Genomic DNA, 17,650 nt, shown 5'->3' with positions numbered 1-17,650 from the left:
GACATGGTACGAACGGGTTCTCAAGCGATTTAAGAAAAACCGCAGGTGAGCCGTATGTCCGTCCCCACCATCCGCACATCATTTATCTTGAGTGCGCGCTTATCCGCAAGATTTGCCAGTTCGGGTAATTTCATCATGCCGCGCGCCGCATCACCTATCAGACACGGCGCGAGATAAATTATCAGCTCATCCACCAGCCCCGCGTTGATGAGAGAGCCATTCAGTTTGAAACCCGCCTCTATCAGCACTTCGTTTATTTCAAAGTCGGCAAGCTGCTGCATCATGCCAGCGAGATCAACACCGCCATTTTCTCCCGGCAACACGATTACGCGAGCCCCCACCTCACGCAACGCCAGGATTTTCCCTTCGCTGGCGGTCGCGGTAAAAATCAGTTCTCCGCCGCCGCGCAACAGCCCGGCATCCACCGGAATATCGAGTCGGCTATCGACTACCACTCCCAACGGCTGCCTGGATGTGTTTACGTGACGTACGGTGAGCTGCGGATCGTCCGCCAGGACCGTGCCAATGCCGGTGAGAACCGCGCAAGAGCGGGCACGAAGACGATGCCCGTCGCGACGCGCCGCTTCGCCGGTTATCCATTGGCTAGTACCATTGTTGAGCGCGGTTTTGCCGTCGAGGCTCGCAGCAATTTTCATCCTGATCCAGGGACGCTTGCGCGCCATGCGCGAGATAAAACCGATATTGAGCGCCCTTGCTTCCGCTTCCATCAGCCCGGATTGCACCTCTATCCCTGCCGCTTTCAGGGATGCACAGCCTCTGCCTGATACCAGGGGGTTCGGATCTTCCATGGCTATTACCAGTTTCGCAATACCCGCCTTGATCAATGCTTCGGCGCACGGAGGAGTTCGTCCATGATGGCTGCAAGGCTCAAGCGTGAGATAAGCGGTCGCGCCTTGCGCTGCCGCCCCCGCAGCGGAAAGCGCGTTTATCTCGGCGTGATGCCCGCCTGCACGTTCATGCCAGCCGTTGCCAATGACCTGGCCGTTGCGCACCAGCACGCAGCCCACGCGAGGATTAGGGCTTGCGCTATACAGACCTTTTTCCGCAAGCCGTAAAGCTTGGGCCATAAAGCTGTAATCGGTTGACGAAAACATAGGAAGCCCATCATTTCAGTTGATCGAAATAGTGGAATAGGGTTTACGGGCGCTGTCCGGTTATCCTAAATCCGCCCGTAGCGAGCTCACTGAAAAGGCGAGGCTCACGGCGTGAAAAACCCTTTTCGATATGGCATTCAATTGGCAATTGAGCTGAAAAAAGCGCGGTTAGCCGCCCGATTCAAGATTATTGTTTTATTAGGGAAGATCGAAAACAATGATTGACTGGCGTTACCATCAGGATTTTTTTTCTTCTCTCTTTTTCTGCGGTTTTTGCAGCTCTTTGAGAGCATTGTGAAAATCATCTGCATCCTGGAAACTCCTGTAAACCGACGCAAAGCGGATATAAGCGACTTTGTCCAGCTTGTAGAGCTCCTCCATCACCATCTCACCAATCCTTCGCGTAGGTATTTCGCGTTCTCCCAGGTTTAAAAGCTTTTGCACAATTCGATCCATCGCTCCGTCCACATCCGCGGTTGGAACCGGGCGCTTGTGTAAAGCTCGCACGAAGCTCGTAAGCAATTTTTTACGATCAAATTCAGCGCGATTACCGTCCTGTTTTATCACTTGAGGTAAACGCAATTCCACTGTCTCGTAAGTGGTAAAGCGTTTGCCGCATGTGAGACAACGACGACGACGACGTATCCTGTCGCCTTCCTCGCTGACACGGGAATCTATCACGCTTGTGTCATCGGCGTTGCAGAACGGGCATTTCATGACACAAATTCAGAGAGTGAAAGATGCCGATTGATCGATGCTTCTCAGCAGCAATGGGTGGATACAATGCTTGCCAGTGTGATGCAATCAACACTTTATTCCATACACCGGGAATTTTGCACAAAGCGTTTTTGCCTGTTCCGCTACTTGCGAAATCACCGCGACATCCGTAGGCGCATCCAGCACATCGGCGATCAGATTTGCTAATTGTTCCGCTTCAATTTCCGTAAAACCGCGCGTGGTAATCGCGGGCGAACCAATACGAATTCCGCTGGTAACAAAAGGTTTTTGTGGATCGTTAGGTATGGCATTCTTGTTGACGGTAATGTGCGCCAGCTCCAGAGATTCCGCCGCCTGCTTGCCGGTAATATACTTGGGACGAAGGTCTACCAGAAACATGTGGCAATCGGTGCGTCCGGACACGATGCGCAAACCGCGCTCCTGCAACACCTTGGCCATTACGCGCGCGTTGTCGATCACCTGTTCCTGGTAATTCTTGAACTCTTTACTTGCGGCTTCTTTAAATGCTACCGCCTTGGCCGCGATCACGTGCATCAACGGGCCACCCTGAGTCTGGGGAAAAATTGCGGAATTAAGCGCTTTCTCGTGCTCCGGCTTGGCCAGAATAACGCCGCCGCGCGGCCCCCGTAATGTCTTATGCGTGGTGCTGGTGACAAAATCGGCAATACCGACGGGGTTGGGATAAAATCCCGCCGCCACCAACCCGGCGTAGTGAGCCATGTCAACGAACAGATAAGCGCCTACTTCATCGGCAATTTTGCGGAAGCGTTTCCAATCTATGACCAATGCATAGGCGGACGCCCCGGCAACGATCATTTTGGGTTTATGTTCATGCGCAAGCCGCGCCACCTCATCATAGTCAAGCTCTTCGGTTTCGGGATCCAATCCGTATGAAACGGCATTGAAAATTTTTCCGCTGAGGTTGACTGAAGCACCATGAGTCAAATGCCCGCCATGGGCGAGCGACATGCCAAGCAGCGTATCCCCTGGCTTCAATGCCGTCAAATATACCGCGGCATTGGCCTGTGAACCGGAATGTGGCTGAACATTAACGTACTCCGCACCAAACAGTGCTTTCAGCCGATCTATCGCAAGCTGCTCCACAACGTCTACATATTCACAGCCGCCGTAGTAACGCTTGCCTGGATAACCTTCAGCATATTTATTCGTCAGCACCGATCCCTGCGCTTGCATCACCGCCGGACTGGCATAATTTTCCGAGGCGATCAACTCAATATATTCTTCCTGGCGTTGTACCTCACCTTTTATTGCCTGCCAGAGATCGGGGTCGACCTGTTGCAAGGTCAGCTTCGGAGACAGCATGTCGGTTCATTCCTTGATATTATTTGAAGAAAAGCTAGATAGATAATTATCTCGCCGGATTTTTCCATTGCTAATACGACTATACGTCGAGATTTCTCACGCCCAATGCATTGTTTTCGATGAATGCACGTCGCGGCTCGACCACGTCACCCATCAGGGTAGTGAAAATCTCGTCGGCAGCGATACTATCCTCGATCTGGGCGCGCAATAATCGGCGGCTTGCGGGGTCCATTGTGGTTTCCCACAACTGTGCCGGGTTCATTTCACCCAAGCCCTTGTAGCGCTGAGTCCCAATGCCCTTTTTTACCTCCTGCAGCAGCCAGTCAAGCGCTTGTTTGAAATTGCTTACCGGCCGTTTTTGTTCACCGCGTCTGATGTAGGCCGTCGGCCCCATCAATCCATCGAGCACTTCAGCGGTTTGCTTGATTTGAGCATAGTCACCGCTATGCAAGAATTCCTGATCGAGGTAGGTGGCGCGAACATTGCCGTGATGCATGCGGGAAATTTTCAACCGAAACTCTTCGGTGGCGGCGTCGTATTCCGGCGTAATTTTTACCCTGGAAACATGCGCTGCGAGCCTGGCTGCGCTTTCAGCGGCAAGGCTTTCGCTGCTTAAATCAATATCAGGACGCAGGAGCAATGTATGCATTACTTCGCTGTCAATAAGGCGGCTCATGCGCTCGATCACGGCTTCGGCCAACAGGTATTCATTGGCGATTTTTTCCAGCGTTTCTCCCGTGAGAGGCAGCTTATCTTCCCAATTATGCAATTCGGCTCCATTCAGCGCCAGACCCAACAGATATTGTTTGAGTTCATGGTCGTCCTTGACGTAGCGTTCCTGCTTGCCGTGCTTGATTTTATATAATGGCGGCTGGGCAATGAATATATGGCCACGCTCGATTAATTCCGGCATTTGCCGGTAAAAAAAAGTAAGCAGTAAAGTGCGGATGTGCGACCCATCCACGTCCGCATCGGTCATGATGATGATGCGGTGGTAACGCAATTTGTCGGGGTTGTATTCGTCCTTGCCGATCCCTGTGCCCAGCGCCGTAATAAGGGATGCGAGTTCCTGCGAGGAAATCAATTTGTCGAAACGGGCTCTTTCGACATTCAGGATTTTTCCCTTCAACGGCAGGATGGCCTGAAATTTGCGGTCGCGTCCCTGCTTCGCCGAACCACCCGCGGAATCGCCTTCGACCAGATAAAGCTCAGAGAGCGCGGGGTTTTTTTCCTGACAATCGGCAAGCTTTCCGGGCAAGCCCATGCCGTCCAGGACGCCCTTACGTCGAGTCAATTCACGCGCCTTTCGCGCTGCTTCCCGGGCACGCGCCGCATCAATGATTTTGCCGCAGATTGTTTTGGCATCCAGTGGTTGCTCTAAAAGGAACTCCGTCAATTTTTGCGATACGATTTCTTCTACCGCAGGACGCACTTCGGAGGAGACGAGTTTTTCCTTGGTTTGCGAGGAAAATTTGGGCTCGAATAATTTCACGGACAAAACGCAGGATAGACCCTCGCGCATGTCGTCGCCGGAAGTTTCAATTTTGGCTTTTTTTGCCACCTCGTTTTTTTCGATATAGTTGTTGAGCGTGCGCGTCATGGCAGCGCGTAACCCAGTGAGGTGAGTTCCCCCATCCTTTTGTGGAATGTTATTGGTAAAACACAATACTTGTTCGGAATAGCTATCGTTCCACTGCATCGAGACTTCAACCATGATGCCGTCTTTTTCACCTGAAGCGTAGAAAATATTCGGATGAAGAACCGACTTGGTGCGGTTGACATACTCGACAAAGCTTCGTACTCCCCCAACGAAAGCGAAAATTTCTTCCTTGGCGTTGCGCTGATCAACCAGATGAATTTTAACGCCATTGTTGAGGAATGAAAGTTCGCGCAGACGCTTTGCAAATATATCATAGTGATATTCAATGTCGCCGAAGATTTCCTTGCTGGCGAGGAAGTGTACTTCCGTACCGCGGCGCTCTGTCTTGCCTGTAACAATCAGGGGCCCTACGGGAACGCCCATGCGGAACTCAATCTGATGAACCTGCCCGTTTCGACGAATAGTGAGGCGCAACCATTCCGATAAGGCATTGACCACGGACACGCCAACGCCGTGCAATCCTCCTGATACTTTGTACGAATTGTCGTCAAACTTGCCGCCCGCATGAAGTTCAGTCATGACGATTTCGGCGGCCGAGCGTTTCAGTTCGTCATCGTGTTTTATACCGGTAGGAATCCCCCGGCCATTGTCCTGTACGGTTAACGAGTTATCGGGATGAATGATGACGGAAATTTCGTCACAATGACCCGCTAGTGCTTCGTCAATCGCATTATCCAGCACTTCGAATACCATATGATGCAAGCCGGTGCCGTCACTCGTATCGCCGATGTACATGCCCGGCCGCTTGCGCACTGCATCAAGCCCTTTCAGGATTTTGATGCTGTCCGAACCATAGGCGGTCGAACTTTCATTTTGTTGCCGAGTGCGGTTTTTTTCGTTCATTATCCTGTTCCTTCAGTTGTCTTCAGTTTCACGTGAAACGTGGACCGTCTTCCATACCACCTGTTCGGTAAAATGTACCTTCCGCAAAACTAATTTAAATAGCTGGTTGGGGCAATTGGAGATCTTGCTTCCGTTGTTCATATCCTCATCGGCATCACGACATACTTGAAATCATCGTTGCCAGGGATAGAAATAAGCGCACTACTGTTGGCATCGCCAAATGCGCATCGCACTGTTTCGCAATTCAGATGGTTCAATACGTCAAGAAGGTAGGTGATATTGAAGCCTATATCCAGCGCTTCCCCTTCATACTGAAGCTCCAGCTCTTCCTGCGCTTCTTCCTGTTCACTGTTATTACATACAATGCGAAGATTACCCGATGTCAATATGAGACGGACGCCGCGAAATTTTTCGTTGGATAAAATTGATGCACGCTGCAGCGTCTGCAAGAGCAGCGCCCGATTTATATCAAACTGCTTCTGGTAGCCCTCAGGGATAACACGGTTGTAGTCGGGAAATTTTCCGTCCACAACCTTAGATACCAATATCACATTTGAAAAGGTGAAGCGAACCTGATTCTGGAGGAGTTCCACCGTAACAGGCTCATCAGTGTCATTCAGCAACCTCGCCAGTTCCAGTACCACCTTGCGCGGGAGAATGACTTCTTTTTTTTCCTGAGGCGCTTCCAGCAACATCAAGGCAAACGCCAGGCGGTGACCGTCGGTAGCGACAACCTTCAGATGATTATCCTCCATCAGTAAAAGGAGGCCGTTCAAATAGTAACGGATATCCTGCTGCGCCATCGCATATTGAACCATGGACAGGATATGTTTCAGCTCTTTCTGCTGTACTGTTATTTTTGCCTGAGGTTCTGTACTTTCAGGAAATTTAGGGAAATCTTCGACAGGCAGGGTTTGTAAATTAAAACGGCTTTTTCCCGCTTTGGCATGCAACCTGTTCTCACCGGTTTCCAGCGTTACTTGAACCTTATCAGGAAGGGCACGCAATATGTCCTGCAGTTTTTTTGCCGGTACCGTAACCGCGCGTTCTTCATTTACCGGATTAGCGTCCTCTACGGAGGTAGTTATCTGAATTTCCAGATCAGTTGCAATAAACGAAATTTTCTCCTGCTTTCGCTCTATTAACACGTTGGAAAGTATCGGCAACGTATGACGACGCTCGACAATACCGGTAACCGTTTGCAATGGTTTAAGTAAAGTATCCCGATCTGTTTCTATTAGTTTCATTGTATTAAAAACCTAAATAATAGTTAATAAAAGCGGGGCAAGTCCGGTATTAATAAAAAAAACCAATTGATATCAGCAGATTACCCATTATTTTTTTCCGGTATCAAGCCGGTATGGTCTGTGGGCAGTTTGTGGATAGAATTACCGTCTCGAAAAAAAACCGAGTTATCCCCAAATCATCCTTTTGCTATCCTCGCTGTTATTAACCGCGCAGAATGTGCAGCAACGCATTAAAGTCTCGATTGATCGCTGGGTCCGATGCGCGTAATTCGGCAATTTTCCGATATCCGTGCAGTACGGTAGTGTGATCCCTGCCACCAAAGGCTTCACCTATATCGGGCAGGCTCAGAGGGGTCAGTTCCTTGGATATGGCCATAGCCATTTGCCGCGGTCTCGCAACGATGCGCGAACGTTTTTTTGAATACATTTCAGCCACTTTGATTTTATAGTAGTCCGCAACCGTCTTCTGTATATTTTCAATCGAAATTTGACGATTCTGTACCGCTAGCAGGTCTTTCAATGCTTCTCTCGCCAAATCCAGCGATAACGAATGGCCCGTAAAACGGGAGTAAGCGAGCACTCGTTTCAGTGCGCCTTCGAGTTCACGCACATTGGAACGAATATGCTTGGCTATGAAAAAAGCGACGTTTTCATCCAGAACAATATTTTCCATCAATGCTTTTTTAAGCAGAATGGCGACACGCATTTCCAGTTCCGGCGGTTCGACCGCTACTGTCAAGCCCCACCCAAAACGGGAAATCAACCGTTCTTCCATACCTGAAATTTCTTTTGGGTAAGAGTCGCAGGTGATGATTACCTGTCTATGTGCTTCAATCAGCGCATTGAACGCATAGAAAAATTCTTCTTGAGTTCGATTCTTGCCGCCGAAAAACTGGATGTCGTCTATTAGCAGAACATCAAGCGAATGATAGTATCGTTTGAAATCATCAAAAGCTTTATGTTGGTAAGCCCTTACTACGTCGGAAACATACTGTTCCGAGTGAATATACCTGACCTTGGCCGTGCTGTTGTGTTCCAGTACAAAATTACCGATAGCCTGAATCAAGTGAGTTTTGCCCAGCCCGACGCCGCCGTAAATAAAAAATGGGTTATAAGCGGTGCCTGGACGTTCGGCAACCTGAATGGCGCCCGCGCGCGCCAGTTGATTCGCTTTTCCGGTAACGAAATTATTAAAAGTGAAAGATGGATTCAGACGGCTCGGATTTTTTTCACGTTTTTCTCTCGCATCCATGGCAAATTTTTGTACTGGCACCACGGGTACGCCAAACGGGGCGGAATTTGAAGGTGGTGTTGCAGACGGCGACGTTGGGTCAGTATTTTCAGTAGCCCGAATAGTTGTTTTTATCGAAATCGGATCAGCAAGCTTCAATTGAAAACGAATAGCTTGAGGAAAATGCAGCCCCGCCATTTGTTCAATGCGGGACAGGAAATTGTCCTTGACCCATTGCATGACGAACCGGTTGGGAGCGATGACGACTGCGGTTGAGTCGTGGGGATTATGCGATACCTCCAGGCGTAACGGTTTGATCCAGGTATTGAATTGCTGGGCACTCAGCTCTTTCTCAAAATGTTCAAGACAGGAAAGCCAAAAGATATCCATTGCCGGCATGATTGTCATTGCTGATTGGGGAAGAAGCGGAAATCGGAAGTTAAAAGCGAAAGCGCAGGCGAGGAGTGCATTTTAGACCGTTCCTCCCGACTTATCCACAGGGTGGGGAAAAAATATTGGTTGACATCAACGTCCGTAAAGAGTTGTAATGCCGAGTTTTATTGATTATCAGGCTCAGGGGACATAATGAAACGCACTTATCAACCGTCCGTAACGCGGAGGAAGCGAACCCATGGTTTTCGAGTTCGCATGAAAACCCCGGGGGGTGCGGCCGTTATCAGAGCTCGCCGCGCCAAGGGACGAGCCCGCCTGGCAGTATAGCTGCTGGCGCCAGGTTGAACTCGAGGGATTGTATTATTCGCTTTCAAAAAAATAAGCGGCTGCATAAAGCAGAAGAATTTTCCTCGGTTATCCGGTTCAAGTGTTCTGCACGCAGCGAATTTCTTCAAGTTTTCGCTAAGCCCAATGGCTTATTACACCCGAGACTGGGGCTGATCGTCGCTGGTAAAATCGAGCGGTTGGCCGTAAATCGAAACAGGGTGAAACGCGTGTTGCGCGAGGCATTTCGAGCGCGTCAACGAGATCTGGCTGGCCTTGATCTCGTGGTGCGTTTACGATGTCGGGTTAGCCATAACAATTCTTCACGGATAGCGGGGGAAGCGGAAAAGCTCATGATTCAACTGCAGCGATGTCGCGGATAATCATCGGTTTTATCAAGCTCTACCAATATTGCCTGAGCCCTTTCTTAGGGCCCTCGTGCCGGTTCAGTCCATCCTGCTCAAACTATGCATGTGAGGCACTCACCAAGCATGGGGTGCTTCGGGGAATATTTCTGAGCGTCTGGCGGATAATGCGTTGCAACCCCTGGGCCCGTGGCGGACATGACCCCGTCCCATAGGATTTATCACATGGGGCTTATCAGGTTTGAATAATCATGCCTCGATTATCCCGTATCGTAAAATATAAAATCGCGAAGCAAGATGGATACACAAAAACTAATACTCTTCCTGATTTTCTCCACGTCGATGCTGTTTCTGTGGGAGGCGTGGCAGAAGGAACAACTTCCGCCATCCCCCGCCACATCAGCCCCTGCGACCCAAGGTGGGGCAAATCAGACTGTAAAAAACGGCCAGAACGAAACCCCCATACCCGGCGATAAGCTTGTTTCGGCACAACCGGGCAAGGGTGGAGCGGCTGTTCAGGACGGTGTTCCGGTCAAAGTGACGGGCAAGCTGGGAACACGCGAAAAAATTATCGTCAAGACCGATATGGTCGTTGCGGAAATCGATACTGCGGGAGGCGATTTAAGACGCCTTGAGTTACTCCAATACCCTGATACCGCAGATAAAAACAAATCCTTTGCACTGCTGCAAAGTCAGGACGAGCATGTTTATGTGGCTCAGTCGGGGCTGATAGGAGAAGGCCTACCCAGCCATAAGACAAATTATACGGCAGACCAGAGTACGTATGAGCTGGCAGCTGGAGCGAAAAAAATCGAGATACGACTCCTGGCGCCCGAGGCCGAAGGCGTGCGAGTAGTCAAGATATACACGTTCCATCGCGGAACTTATCTCATAGATGTCAGTTTTGAGGTTACCAATCAGGGAACTGCCGCGATCCAGCCCTTCTCTTATTTCCAGATGTTGCGCGACAGCCAGCCTCCAGTCGGTTCGGTATTCATGATTCCCACTTATACCGGCGCCGCGCTTTACACAGAGCAGGATAAGTTCAAGAAAATCGAGTTTTCAGCCTTGGATAAAGGCAAAGCAACTTATCCTAAAACAGCTGACAATGGCTGGATTGCCATGCTGGAGCATTATTTTCTCACCGCCTGGCTTCCGAAGGACAAAACCCCCCGCGAGTATTACGCGAAGCCCTTGGGCGACAACGAGTATACGGCCGGTGTCATTGTGCCGGTGGGCATGATCGAGCCTGGCGCTACGGCTACCGTTACGGTGCCGCTCTACGCGGGTCCCGAGGAACAAAGCAAGCTCGCAGCGGTTGCTCCCGGGCTTGACCTTACGGTGGACTATGGCTGGCTGACAGTGATCGGCGCACCGCTGTTCTGGTTGTTGTCGTTCTATCATTCATGGACGGGAAATTGGGGGGTAGCCATTATCCTTCTGACCATGTCGGTCAAGCTGGTGTTTTTCCCGTTATCCGCGGCGGGCTATCGGTCGATGGCGAAGATGCGGCTGGTTACGCCCAAGTTGCAGCGTTTGCGTGAACAGCACGGGAACGATCGTCAGCGCATGCATCAGGCGATGATGGATTTTTACAAGGCCGAAAAAATCAACCCGATGGGAGGCTGTTTTCCCATCCTGGTTCAGATCCCGGTGTTTATCTCGTTGTACTGGGTATTGCTCGCGAGCGTGGAGTTGCGTTACGCGCCCTTCGCATTGTGGATAGAAGATATGTCCTCTCCCGACCCTTATTATGTGCTACCCATACTCATGGGTATTTCCATGTTCATCCAATCAAAGCTAAGCCCGCCTTCTGCGGATCCGATCCAGGCGAAAGTGATGCAGATCATGCCGTTCGCTTTCAGCGTTTTCTTCTTCTTCTTTCCCGCTGGGCTGGTGCTCTATTCATTGGTCAATAACGTGCTTTCCATTCTCCAGCAATGGCAAATCACGCGCATGATCGAAAGTTCTGCCGCCACTACTGCCGCGGTAAAACAGAAAAAGCAGAACGGCTGATATCGCCGAGCTCTTTCTATTCGAAATGGCTGGCTCTATTGGAAATATCCAGGTGAGATGAGTCGCCCTGTCAGGGTGACTCATCTCGACCCAATGTGTGATGGAGAATGCCGACACTATTGCCGCGGTTGCTACGCCGCCCGGACGAGGCGGCATTGGTGTGGTGCGTGTTTCGGGCAAGGATATAAAATCCTTGACGCTGAAAGTTGTCGGTTATGTTCCTGAACCGCGCTACGCCAGCCTAAGCAAGTTTTACGATGAGGATGGACAAGTCATCGATCAAGGAATCGTTCTTTTTTTCCCTGCCCCTCATTCCTATACCGGCGAAGACGTTCTCGAACTGCAGGGCCACGGCGGCCCAGCGGTAATGAATCTATTATTGTCAAGTTGTCTCTCTGCGGGCGCCCGGATGGCGCAGCCCGGAGAATTTACCCTTCGCGCCTATCTTAACAATAAGCTGGACCTTGCTCAGGCTGAAAGCGTAGCGGACGTCATAGACGCCAGTACGAGCGAAGCCGCACGGTGTGCCATGCGCTCTCTGCAAGGAGAGTTTTCCAGCGCCATTCATGTCGTAGTGCGAGCGCTCACTGATCTTCGTATATCGGTTGAAGCATCACTGGATTTTTCGGAGGAAGAAATAGATCATGTCCACCATGCTGATGTTAGCCACAAGCTGAAAAGCGTCCAGGCACAACTGGAGCATGTGCTTGCATCGGCCCGGCAGGGCAGCATACTGCGAGAAGGTATATGGATCGTTCTGGTTGGACAGCCTAACGTCGGAAAATCAAGCCTTCTGAACGTACTGGCAGGTGAAGAGGCGGCCATTGTCACGGAGATACCGGGTACTACACGTGACACGATTCACCGGACAATTGAGATTGAAGGCGTCCCGCTACATTTACTGGATACCGCTGGGCTGCGGGAAACGGACGACGCCGTGGAAAAAATGGGCATCGCCCGCACGCGCTCCACCATCGAGAAAGCGAATTTCGTATTGCTCGTGATGGACAGCCGATGGGGCATTACCTCGGAGGATCGAGCGATACTCGACAGTCTTCCCTCAGGATTACCGGTAATATACGTGTATAACAAGATCGATCTGCTGGACAAGTCCTCCCTTATCGAAGCGGGAAACGGCGAATTAGAGATTTACCTTTCCGCGATAACCGGCGCGGGGATTGAAACACTTCGCCAGAAGCTACTGGAACTAGCAGGATGGCAACCACGCTCGGTGGGCGAGGGTGCATTCATGGCGCGCCAGCGCCATCTGCGCGCGTTGACGGCTACCCGCGAATACTTGGGAAACGCTGCAGAACTGGACAAGGAAGAGTTTCAATCCGAACTGCTCGCCGAAGAGTTGCGGCTTGCTCAGCAAGCTCTATCGTCAATTACTGGCGAATTTGGGGCCGACGATTTGCTGGGGGAGATATTTTCGCGATTCTGTATTGGCAAGTAACGCCTCGGGGTGGTCCGATTTCCGGCCATCCAGCGGTTCTCCAAGAATTTCAAGAAAAAATGTTTCACGTGAAACAGTCTCACATGAAACTCCCATGGAACATACGTCTGGATAGCCGCATTTCATGGCTCCGAAGGGCTGCGCCTTACATAGGTCTCCGTTTTACCGTAGAATGCCCGTCTTTGAAGGGTGCTGTAGCGTAATGATTTATTCGGAAAATTTCGATGTAATAGTTATAGGTGGGGGACATGCCGGTACCGAGGCCGCCCTCGCAGCTGCACGCATGGGCAAAAAAACCCTTCTGTTGTCGCATAATATCGAAACGCTGGGGCAGATGTCCTGTAACCCTTCCATAGGAGGTATCGGCAAGGGGCACTTGGTGAAAGAAGTTGATGCGCTGGGTGGAGCAATGGCTGCCGCAGCCGATGAAGCCGGTATCCAGTTTCGCATACTGAATTCGAGCAAGGGGCCGGCGGTACGGGCAACGCGTGTCCAGGCAGACAGGGTGCTCTATCGCCAGGCGATCCGGCGTCGTCTCGAAAACCAGCCCAACCTTTGGTTGTTCCAGCAGGGGGTGGACGATCTCACGCTTGAAGGGGGGCGCGTCACCGGTGTCGTAACCCAATTAGGAATCAGGTTTGCGGCCAGGGCGGTGGTCCTGACGGCAGGAACGTTTCTTGGGGGGCTTGCGCATGTGGGATCAGTCAATTTCCAGGCCGGCCGGGCCGGCGATCCGCCCTCCACCAGCCTGGCTGCACGTCTGCGGGAGATGAAGCTGCCTGTGGGGCGGTTAAAAACCGGGACTCCGCCGCGTATAGACGGCCGTAGCATCGATTACTCGGCGGTTACCGAGCAACCGGGAGACGACCCTGTGCCGGTCTTCTCCTTTATGGGGGACGCTGCCCGGCACCCACGGCAGTTGCCCTGCTGGTTGACGCATACCAATAGCCGTACTCACGACATCATCCGCAGCGGCCTGGATCGATCTCCATTGTTTACGGGCGTAATCGAGGGCACAGGGCCGCGTTATTGTCCCTCCATCGAGGACAAGGTCGTTCGATTTTCAGCGAAGGAATCGCATCAGATCTTTCTGGAACCGGAAGGTCTCGATACTCATGAGGTATACCCCAACGGAATCTCGACCAGTCTGCCATTTGACATGCAGGTAAAGCTGGTGCAGTCGATCAAGGGGCTTGAAAATGCGCATATTACGCGCCCCGGCTATGCTATCGAATACGACTTTTTTGACCCGCGGGCATTGAAAAGCTCGCTTGAAACAAAAGCAATCGAAGGTTTATTTTTTGCCGGCCAGATCAACGGGACGACAGGCTATGAAGAAGCTGCTGCCCAGGGATTGCTGGCAGGGATTAATGCGGCGCGCAAAACACAAGACCGGGAAGCATGGTGTCCGCGCCGCGACGAAGCTTATCTCGGCGTTTTGGTAGACGATCTCGTCACCCGAGGTGTGACCGAACCCTACCGCATGTTTACCAGTCGTGCCGAATATCGCCTACAACTTCGGGAAGACAACGCTGATTTGCGTCTGACCGGGATGGGCCGGGAGCTCGGGGTGGTCGACGACGTACGCGGGGCTTCATTCGAAGCCAAGCGCGAAGCGATTATTCGAGAGCAAGGCAGATTAAAAGCGACGTGGCTCAGTCCGAATACCAGCTTGAAAGCTCTGCCTGAAGCAGACGTGTTGCGAGTGCTTGGCAAGACCATTGGACATGATTATTCGCTATACGAATTGTTGCGTCGTCCGGACGTATCCTATGCCGCTCTGATGACGCTGCCCGGCGCAGGGGAGTGCGTTACTGACCCCGTGGTTGCGGAACAAGTTGAAATCCAGGCGAAATATCACGGCTACATTGAACGTCAGAAGGATGAGGTTGCGCGTAATGCGGGCTATGAGGACATTCGCCTGCCGCTCGATCTTGATTACGCTACCGTGCGCGGCCTTTCCAGCGAGGCACAGCAAAAACTGAATGAATTCAAGCCGGAAACAGCAGGACAGGCGGCCAGGATTTCCGGCATAACGCCAGCAGCAATTTCACTATTGCTGGTACACGTCAAACGTGGATTTTCCGGCCAGAAAAAAAAGAAAAGCGCATGAGACTCGCCGCGCAACTCTCTGAGGGGATTGAAGTCCTGGGGTTGGCGCTCCCGCGCGAAACCCAAACGCGCATGCTGCAATACCTTGCGCTGATCCGCAAGTGGAACCAGGTGCATAACCTGACCGCGGTGCGTGAGCCGGAAGCAATGCTGGTTCGTCATTTGCTCGATAGCCTCGCCATTTTACCGCACGTCGCAGGACCACGTATTGCCGACGTTGGCAGTGGCGCCGGCTTGCCAGGGATTCCTCTGGCTTTGGCGCGGCCCGAGTGGCGTGTGACTCTGGTCGAAACCAATCATAAAAAAACCGCTTTTTTGCAGCAGGCGCGAATCGAACTCGATTTAAAAAATGTCGAGGTGATGACTGAGCGCGTCGAAAACTTTCATCCGGTGGATGGGTTTGATGTCGTCATTTCCCGTGCTTTTTCCGATCTGGCGGATTTTGCCGGCCTGGCGGGGCATTTGTGCGCGCCAGGAAACGGTGGCGGCAGACTTGTGGCGATGAAAGGAGTGTATCCTCATGAAGAACTGGCGCAGCTCCCAGCACGGTTCATGGTCGAAAAGATATTACCGGTTACAGTCCCTGGCCTTGAGGCAGAGCGGCATCTTGTTTTGATCAAGCAGACATAGCGGGTGACGGCGTTGCGACGGTGGTTTTAGCGGATGGCCTGCGATTTGACGGCCGGGTTAGCCGGAGAGGCCCGGTTCGGAGGGGACAAGATGGCAAAAATTCTGGCAATAACCAATCAAAAGGGTGGGGTAGGAAAAACCACTACGAGTGTTAATCTGGCTGCGAGTCTCGAAGCCGCCCAGCGTCGTGTCTTGTTAATCGATCTCGATCCTCAGGGTAACGCCACGATGGGAAGTGGCGTGGACAAACGTGTCCTGCAGCATACGGTATATCAGGTATTGCTGGGTAGCCGAAGTATTGCAGATGTCCGTGTAACCACTACCAGTGGCAAGTATGACCTGGTCCCCGCCAACCGTGATTTGGCCGGGGCTGAAATAGAAATGGTGGATTTACCCCAGCGGGAAACACGACTGAAGGCCGCGCTGCAAGCGGTGGAAAAGGAATACGATTTTATTCTCATCGATTGTCCGCCCGCACTTAACCTGCTGACACTCAACGGTTTATGCGCTGCCCATGCGGTAATGATTCCGATGCAGTGCGAGTATTACGCCTTGGAGGGGTTAAGCGATCTTGTCAATACCGTAAAAAAGGTACGGGCAAATCTCAACCCGGTGCTCGAGATCGAAGGACTACTGCGTACCATGTTCGACCCCCGCAATATACTGGCGCAACAGGTATCCGAACAATTGCAGCAGCACTTTGGGGACAAGGTTTACCGCACTGTAATCCCACGTAACGTGCGACTGGCCGAAGCACCAAGCTTCGGTATACCGGCGTTATATCACGACAAATTATCGAAAGGCACGCAGGCCTATCTGGCGCTGGCGGGGGAAATGCTAAACAGAGACTCATCCAATGTCGGGCCGGTCCAACAGGATCACGATCAGAAGCTTGAAGCTTAGCCGGATAAAGACCAGGAAGGAAAAAAGCAGATGAAATTGAAGGGGTTGGGAAGGGGGTTGGATGCGTTGTTGGCAGGTGACAGCGATGGTCTCAAGGTAGAAGAATCGCTGCAGAACCTGAAAACTTCACTGTTACAGCCGGGCAAGTATCAGCCGCGCACCCACATGGATAAGGAATCTTTGGCGGAGTTGGCGGAATCCATCAAGGCCCAGGGGGTAATGCAACCGATCCTGGTTCGGCCTGTTTCGCCGGGAAGCTACGAAATCATAGCCGGCGAGCGGCGCTGGCGGGCAGCACAACTGGCGGGACTCTCTGAGGTGCCGGCGCTCATCCGCGAAGTACCGGATGAGGCAGCGCTGGCCATGTCGTTGATCGAGAACATTCAGCGCGAGAACTTGAATCCGCTGGAAGAAGCTATGGGTATTCAAAGGCTTATCAAAGAATTCGGAATGACTCACCAGGCTGCTAGCCAAGCGCTGGGCAGCTCCCGCAGCGCGGTTTCCAACCTCCTCCGATTACTCAATCTACCGGCTGCCGTGCAGGAATTGCTGATGCAGGGAAAGATCGACATGGGACACAGCCGCGCGCTGCTCTCGCTTCCTGCGTCAAAGCAGATAGAAACCGCGAATCTGGTGGTGTATAAACAGCTTTCGGTACGCGAGACCGAAAGGCTGGTGCATCGGATAGAGCATCCGGTAGAAAAAAAACACCCCAAACGCGATCGCGATTTGTTGCGCTTGCAGGAAAATATCTCTTTGAAACTTGGCGCGCAGGTCGTCATAAATCCCGGAAAAAAAGGCAAGGGGAGCGTAGTGATTCATTATGACAGCCTTGAGCAATTGGACGGAATATTGTCCCGGTGGTGATCTGGAATTATTTCCGGACGGCAAGCCCAGGGTTTTTAAAGAACATTGAAAAAATTTCTCTCGCGCTACATGGGGGCTTTTCAAGGTTTTTAAAGGGGGGAGAGCGATCATTGCCCCCAAATTGCTTGACTTAGGCCATTTTCGAGGATAGTCTTTGCCGGGTTGTGGGTATGTAAAGTACCAGTTAGACCGTATTAGTTAGTACAAGTAGTAATTAATTGAATTGCGCAGCAACAAATTATCGAAGCTCATACCGGCGGGGAGTGGTTAAGGAGTCGAAGTTGGGTTCAAGCCGGTAGAGCGCGCAGCACATGATCAACGCACAAGGCAACAGGAGGAAACAACATGGCAACAACACTAGGAACGTCGGGTCACGCCAAGGCAAGTGGACGCGACTACGACATGTCGGAGTGGTATGACTCGAGGT

Annotated in this window: 15 protein-coding genes; 9 read left to right on the top strand and 6 right to left on the bottom strand. The window is 51.7% G+C overall.

Features of this window, described 5'->3' with window-relative positions:
• Window positions 1-29: 29 nt before the first annotated feature.
• The 6 genes from ribD to dnaA form a co-directional block, all read right to left on the bottom strand.
• Window positions 30-1,115, bottom strand: a complete 1,086-nt coding sequence (gene ribD, locus BLS94_RS03305; protein ID WP_090957755.1) for a bifunctional diaminohydroxyphosphoribosylaminopyrimidine deaminase/5-amino-6-(5-phosphoribosylamino)uracil reductase RibD — start codon at window positions 1,113-1,115, stop codon at window positions 30-32.
• Between the two features lie 237 nt (window positions 1,116-1,352).
• Complete coding sequence (gene nrdR, locus BLS94_RS03300; RefSeq protein ID WP_090957754.1) at window positions 1,353-1,832, bottom strand: transcriptional regulator NrdR; 480 nt, start codon at window positions 1,830-1,832, stop codon at window positions 1,353-1,355.
• Window positions 1,833-1,919: 87 nt separating this feature from the next.
• Window positions 1,920-3,176 carry a serine hydroxymethyltransferase gene (gene glyA / locus BLS94_RS03295; RefSeq protein WP_072768821.1) on the bottom strand — a complete coding sequence of 419 codons (1,257 nt, stop codon included), beginning with the start codon at window positions 3,174-3,176 and terminating at the stop codon, window positions 1,920-1,922.
• A gap of 79 nt (window positions 3,177-3,255) precedes the next feature.
• Window positions 3,256-5,679, bottom strand: coding sequence for a DNA topoisomerase (ATP-hydrolyzing) subunit B (gene gyrB, locus BLS94_RS03290; RefSeq protein ID WP_090957753.1), 2,424 nt, complete (start codon window positions 5,677-5,679; stop codon window positions 3,256-3,258).
• Between the two features lie 137 nt (window positions 5,680-5,816).
• The gene (dnaN, locus tag BLS94_RS03285) at window positions 5,817-6,926 is read right to left on the bottom strand and encodes a DNA polymerase III subunit beta (RefSeq protein WP_090957752.1); all 1,110 of its coding nucleotides are present in this window, start codon (window positions 6,924-6,926) and stop codon (window positions 5,817-5,819) included.
• A 202-nt stretch (window positions 6,927-7,128) separates the two neighbouring features.
• Window positions 7,129-8,556, bottom strand: a complete 1,428-nt coding sequence (gene dnaA / locus BLS94_RS03280) for a chromosomal replication initiator protein DnaA (protein WP_090957856.1) — start codon at window positions 8,554-8,556, stop codon at window positions 7,129-7,131.
• 186 nt (window positions 8,557-8,742) lie between these two features.
• On the opposite strand from dnaA, the gene rpmH reads away from it, so the two are divergent.
• From rpmH to BLS94_RS03235, 9 genes are all read left to right on the top strand, one after another.
• Window positions 8,743-8,877, top strand: a complete 135-nt coding sequence (rpmH, locus tag BLS94_RS03275; protein ID WP_072768818.1) for a 50S ribosomal protein L34 — start codon at window positions 8,743-8,745, stop codon at window positions 8,875-8,877.
• Window positions 8,878-8,891: 14 nt separating this feature from the next.
• Window positions 8,892-9,257 carry a ribonuclease P protein component gene (rnpA, locus tag BLS94_RS03270; protein ID WP_256325270.1) on the top strand — a complete coding sequence of 122 codons (366 nt, stop codon included), beginning with the start codon at window positions 8,892-8,894 and terminating at the stop codon, window positions 9,255-9,257.
• Window positions 9,245-9,454 (top strand): membrane protein insertion efficiency factor YidD, encoded by a 210-nt coding sequence (yidD, locus tag BLS94_RS03265; RefSeq protein ID WP_072768817.1) that lies wholly within the window; start codon window positions 9,245-9,247, stop codon window positions 9,452-9,454. Before rnpA ends, yidD begins: the two co-directional genes overlap by 13 nt.
• Before the next feature lie 82 nt (window positions 9,455-9,536).
• The gene (gene yidC / locus BLS94_RS03260) at window positions 9,537-11,255 is read left to right on the top strand and encodes a membrane protein insertase YidC (protein ID WP_090957751.1); all 1,719 of its coding nucleotides are present in this window, start codon (window positions 9,537-9,539) and stop codon (window positions 11,253-11,255) included.
• Window positions 11,256-11,355: 100 nt separating this feature from the next.
• Window positions 11,356-12,711, top strand: a complete 1,356-nt coding sequence (gene mnmE / locus BLS94_RS03255) for a tRNA uridine-5-carboxymethylaminomethyl(34) synthesis GTPase MnmE (RefSeq protein WP_090957750.1) — start codon at window positions 11,356-11,358, stop codon at window positions 12,709-12,711.
• A gap of 202 nt (window positions 12,712-12,913) precedes the next feature.
• Window positions 12,914-14,824: a tRNA uridine-5-carboxymethylaminomethyl(34) synthesis enzyme MnmG gene (mnmG, locus tag BLS94_RS03250; RefSeq protein WP_090957749.1), complete on the top strand. Its 1,911-nt coding sequence runs from the start codon at window positions 12,914-12,916 to the stop codon at window positions 14,822-14,824.
• On the top strand, window positions 14,821-15,453 hold the full coding sequence (gene rsmG, locus BLS94_RS03245; protein ID WP_090957748.1) for a 16S rRNA (guanine(527)-N(7))-methyltransferase RsmG: 633 nt from the start codon (window positions 14,821-14,823) through the stop codon (window positions 15,451-15,453). The genes mnmG and rsmG overlap by 4 nt, the downstream gene beginning before the upstream one ends.
• 90 nt (window positions 15,454-15,543) lie before the next feature.
• The gene (locus BLS94_RS03240) at window positions 15,544-16,356 is read left to right on the top strand and encodes a ParA family protein (protein WP_090957854.1); all 813 of its coding nucleotides are present in this window, start codon (window positions 15,544-15,546) and stop codon (window positions 16,354-16,356) included.
• 30 nt (window positions 16,357-16,386) lie between these two features.
• Window positions 16,387-17,223: a ParB/RepB/Spo0J family partition protein gene (locus BLS94_RS03235; protein ID WP_090957747.1), complete on the top strand. Its 837-nt coding sequence runs from the start codon at window positions 16,387-16,389 to the stop codon at window positions 17,221-17,223.
• The last annotated feature ends 427 nt before the right edge of the window (window positions 17,224-17,650 follow it).

This window comes from Nitrosospira sp. Nsp18 (assembly GCF_900103145.1).
Lineage (GTDB): Bacteria > Pseudomonadota > Gammaproteobacteria > Burkholderiales > Nitrosomonadaceae > Nitrosospira.
This window is presented reverse-complemented; position numbering and strand designations above follow the sequence as displayed.

Excerpts from the sequence above, each read along its gene's own strand:
- mnmG (WP_090957749.1), top strand. The coding sequence starts at position 12,914 with ATGATTTATTCGGAAAATTTCGATGTAATAGTTATAGGTGGGGGACAT.
- yidC (WP_090957751.1), top strand. The coding sequence starts at position 9,537 with ATGGATACACAAAAACTAATACTCTTCCTGATTTTCTCCACGTCGATG.
- rpmH (WP_072768818.1), top strand. The coding sequence starts at position 8,743 with ATGAAACGCACTTATCAACCGTCCGTAACGCGGAGGAAGCGAACCCAT.
- mnmE (WP_090957750.1), top strand. The coding sequence starts at position 11,356 with ATGGAGAATGCCGACACTATTGCCGCGGTTGCTACGCCGCCCGGACGA.
- nrdR (WP_090957754.1), bottom strand. The coding sequence starts at position 1,832 with ATGAAATGCCCGTTCTGCAACGCCGATGACACAAGCGTGATAGATTCC.
- ribD (WP_090957755.1), bottom strand. The coding sequence starts at position 1,115 with ATGTTTTCGTCAACCGATTACAGCTTTATGGCCCAAGCTTTACGGCTT.
- BLS94_RS03235 (WP_090957747.1), top strand. The coding sequence starts at position 16,387 with ATGAAATTGAAGGGGTTGGGAAGGGGGTTGGATGCGTTGTTGGCAGGT.
- gyrB (WP_090957753.1), bottom strand. The coding sequence starts at position 5,679 with ATGAACGAAAAAAACCGCACTCGGCAACAAAATGAAAGTTCGACCGCC.
- yidD (WP_072768817.1), top strand. The coding sequence starts at position 9,245 with ATGTCGCGGATAATCATCGGTTTTATCAAGCTCTACCAATATTGCCTG.
- dnaA (WP_090957856.1), bottom strand. The coding sequence starts at position 8,556 with ATGCCGGCAATGGATATCTTTTGGCTTTCCTGTCTTGAACATTTTGAG.
- glyA (WP_072768821.1), bottom strand. The coding sequence starts at position 3,176 with ATGCTGTCTCCGAAGCTGACCTTGCAACAGGTCGACCCCGATCTCTGG.
- dnaN (WP_090957752.1), bottom strand. The coding sequence starts at position 6,926 with ATGAAACTAATAGAAACAGATCGGGATACTTTACTTAAACCATTGCAA.
- rsmG (WP_090957748.1), top strand. The coding sequence starts at position 14,821 with ATGAGACTCGCCGCGCAACTCTCTGAGGGGATTGAAGTCCTGGGGTTG.
- BLS94_RS03240 (WP_090957854.1), top strand. The coding sequence starts at position 15,544 with ATGGCAAAAATTCTGGCAATAACCAATCAAAAGGGTGGGGTAGGAAAA.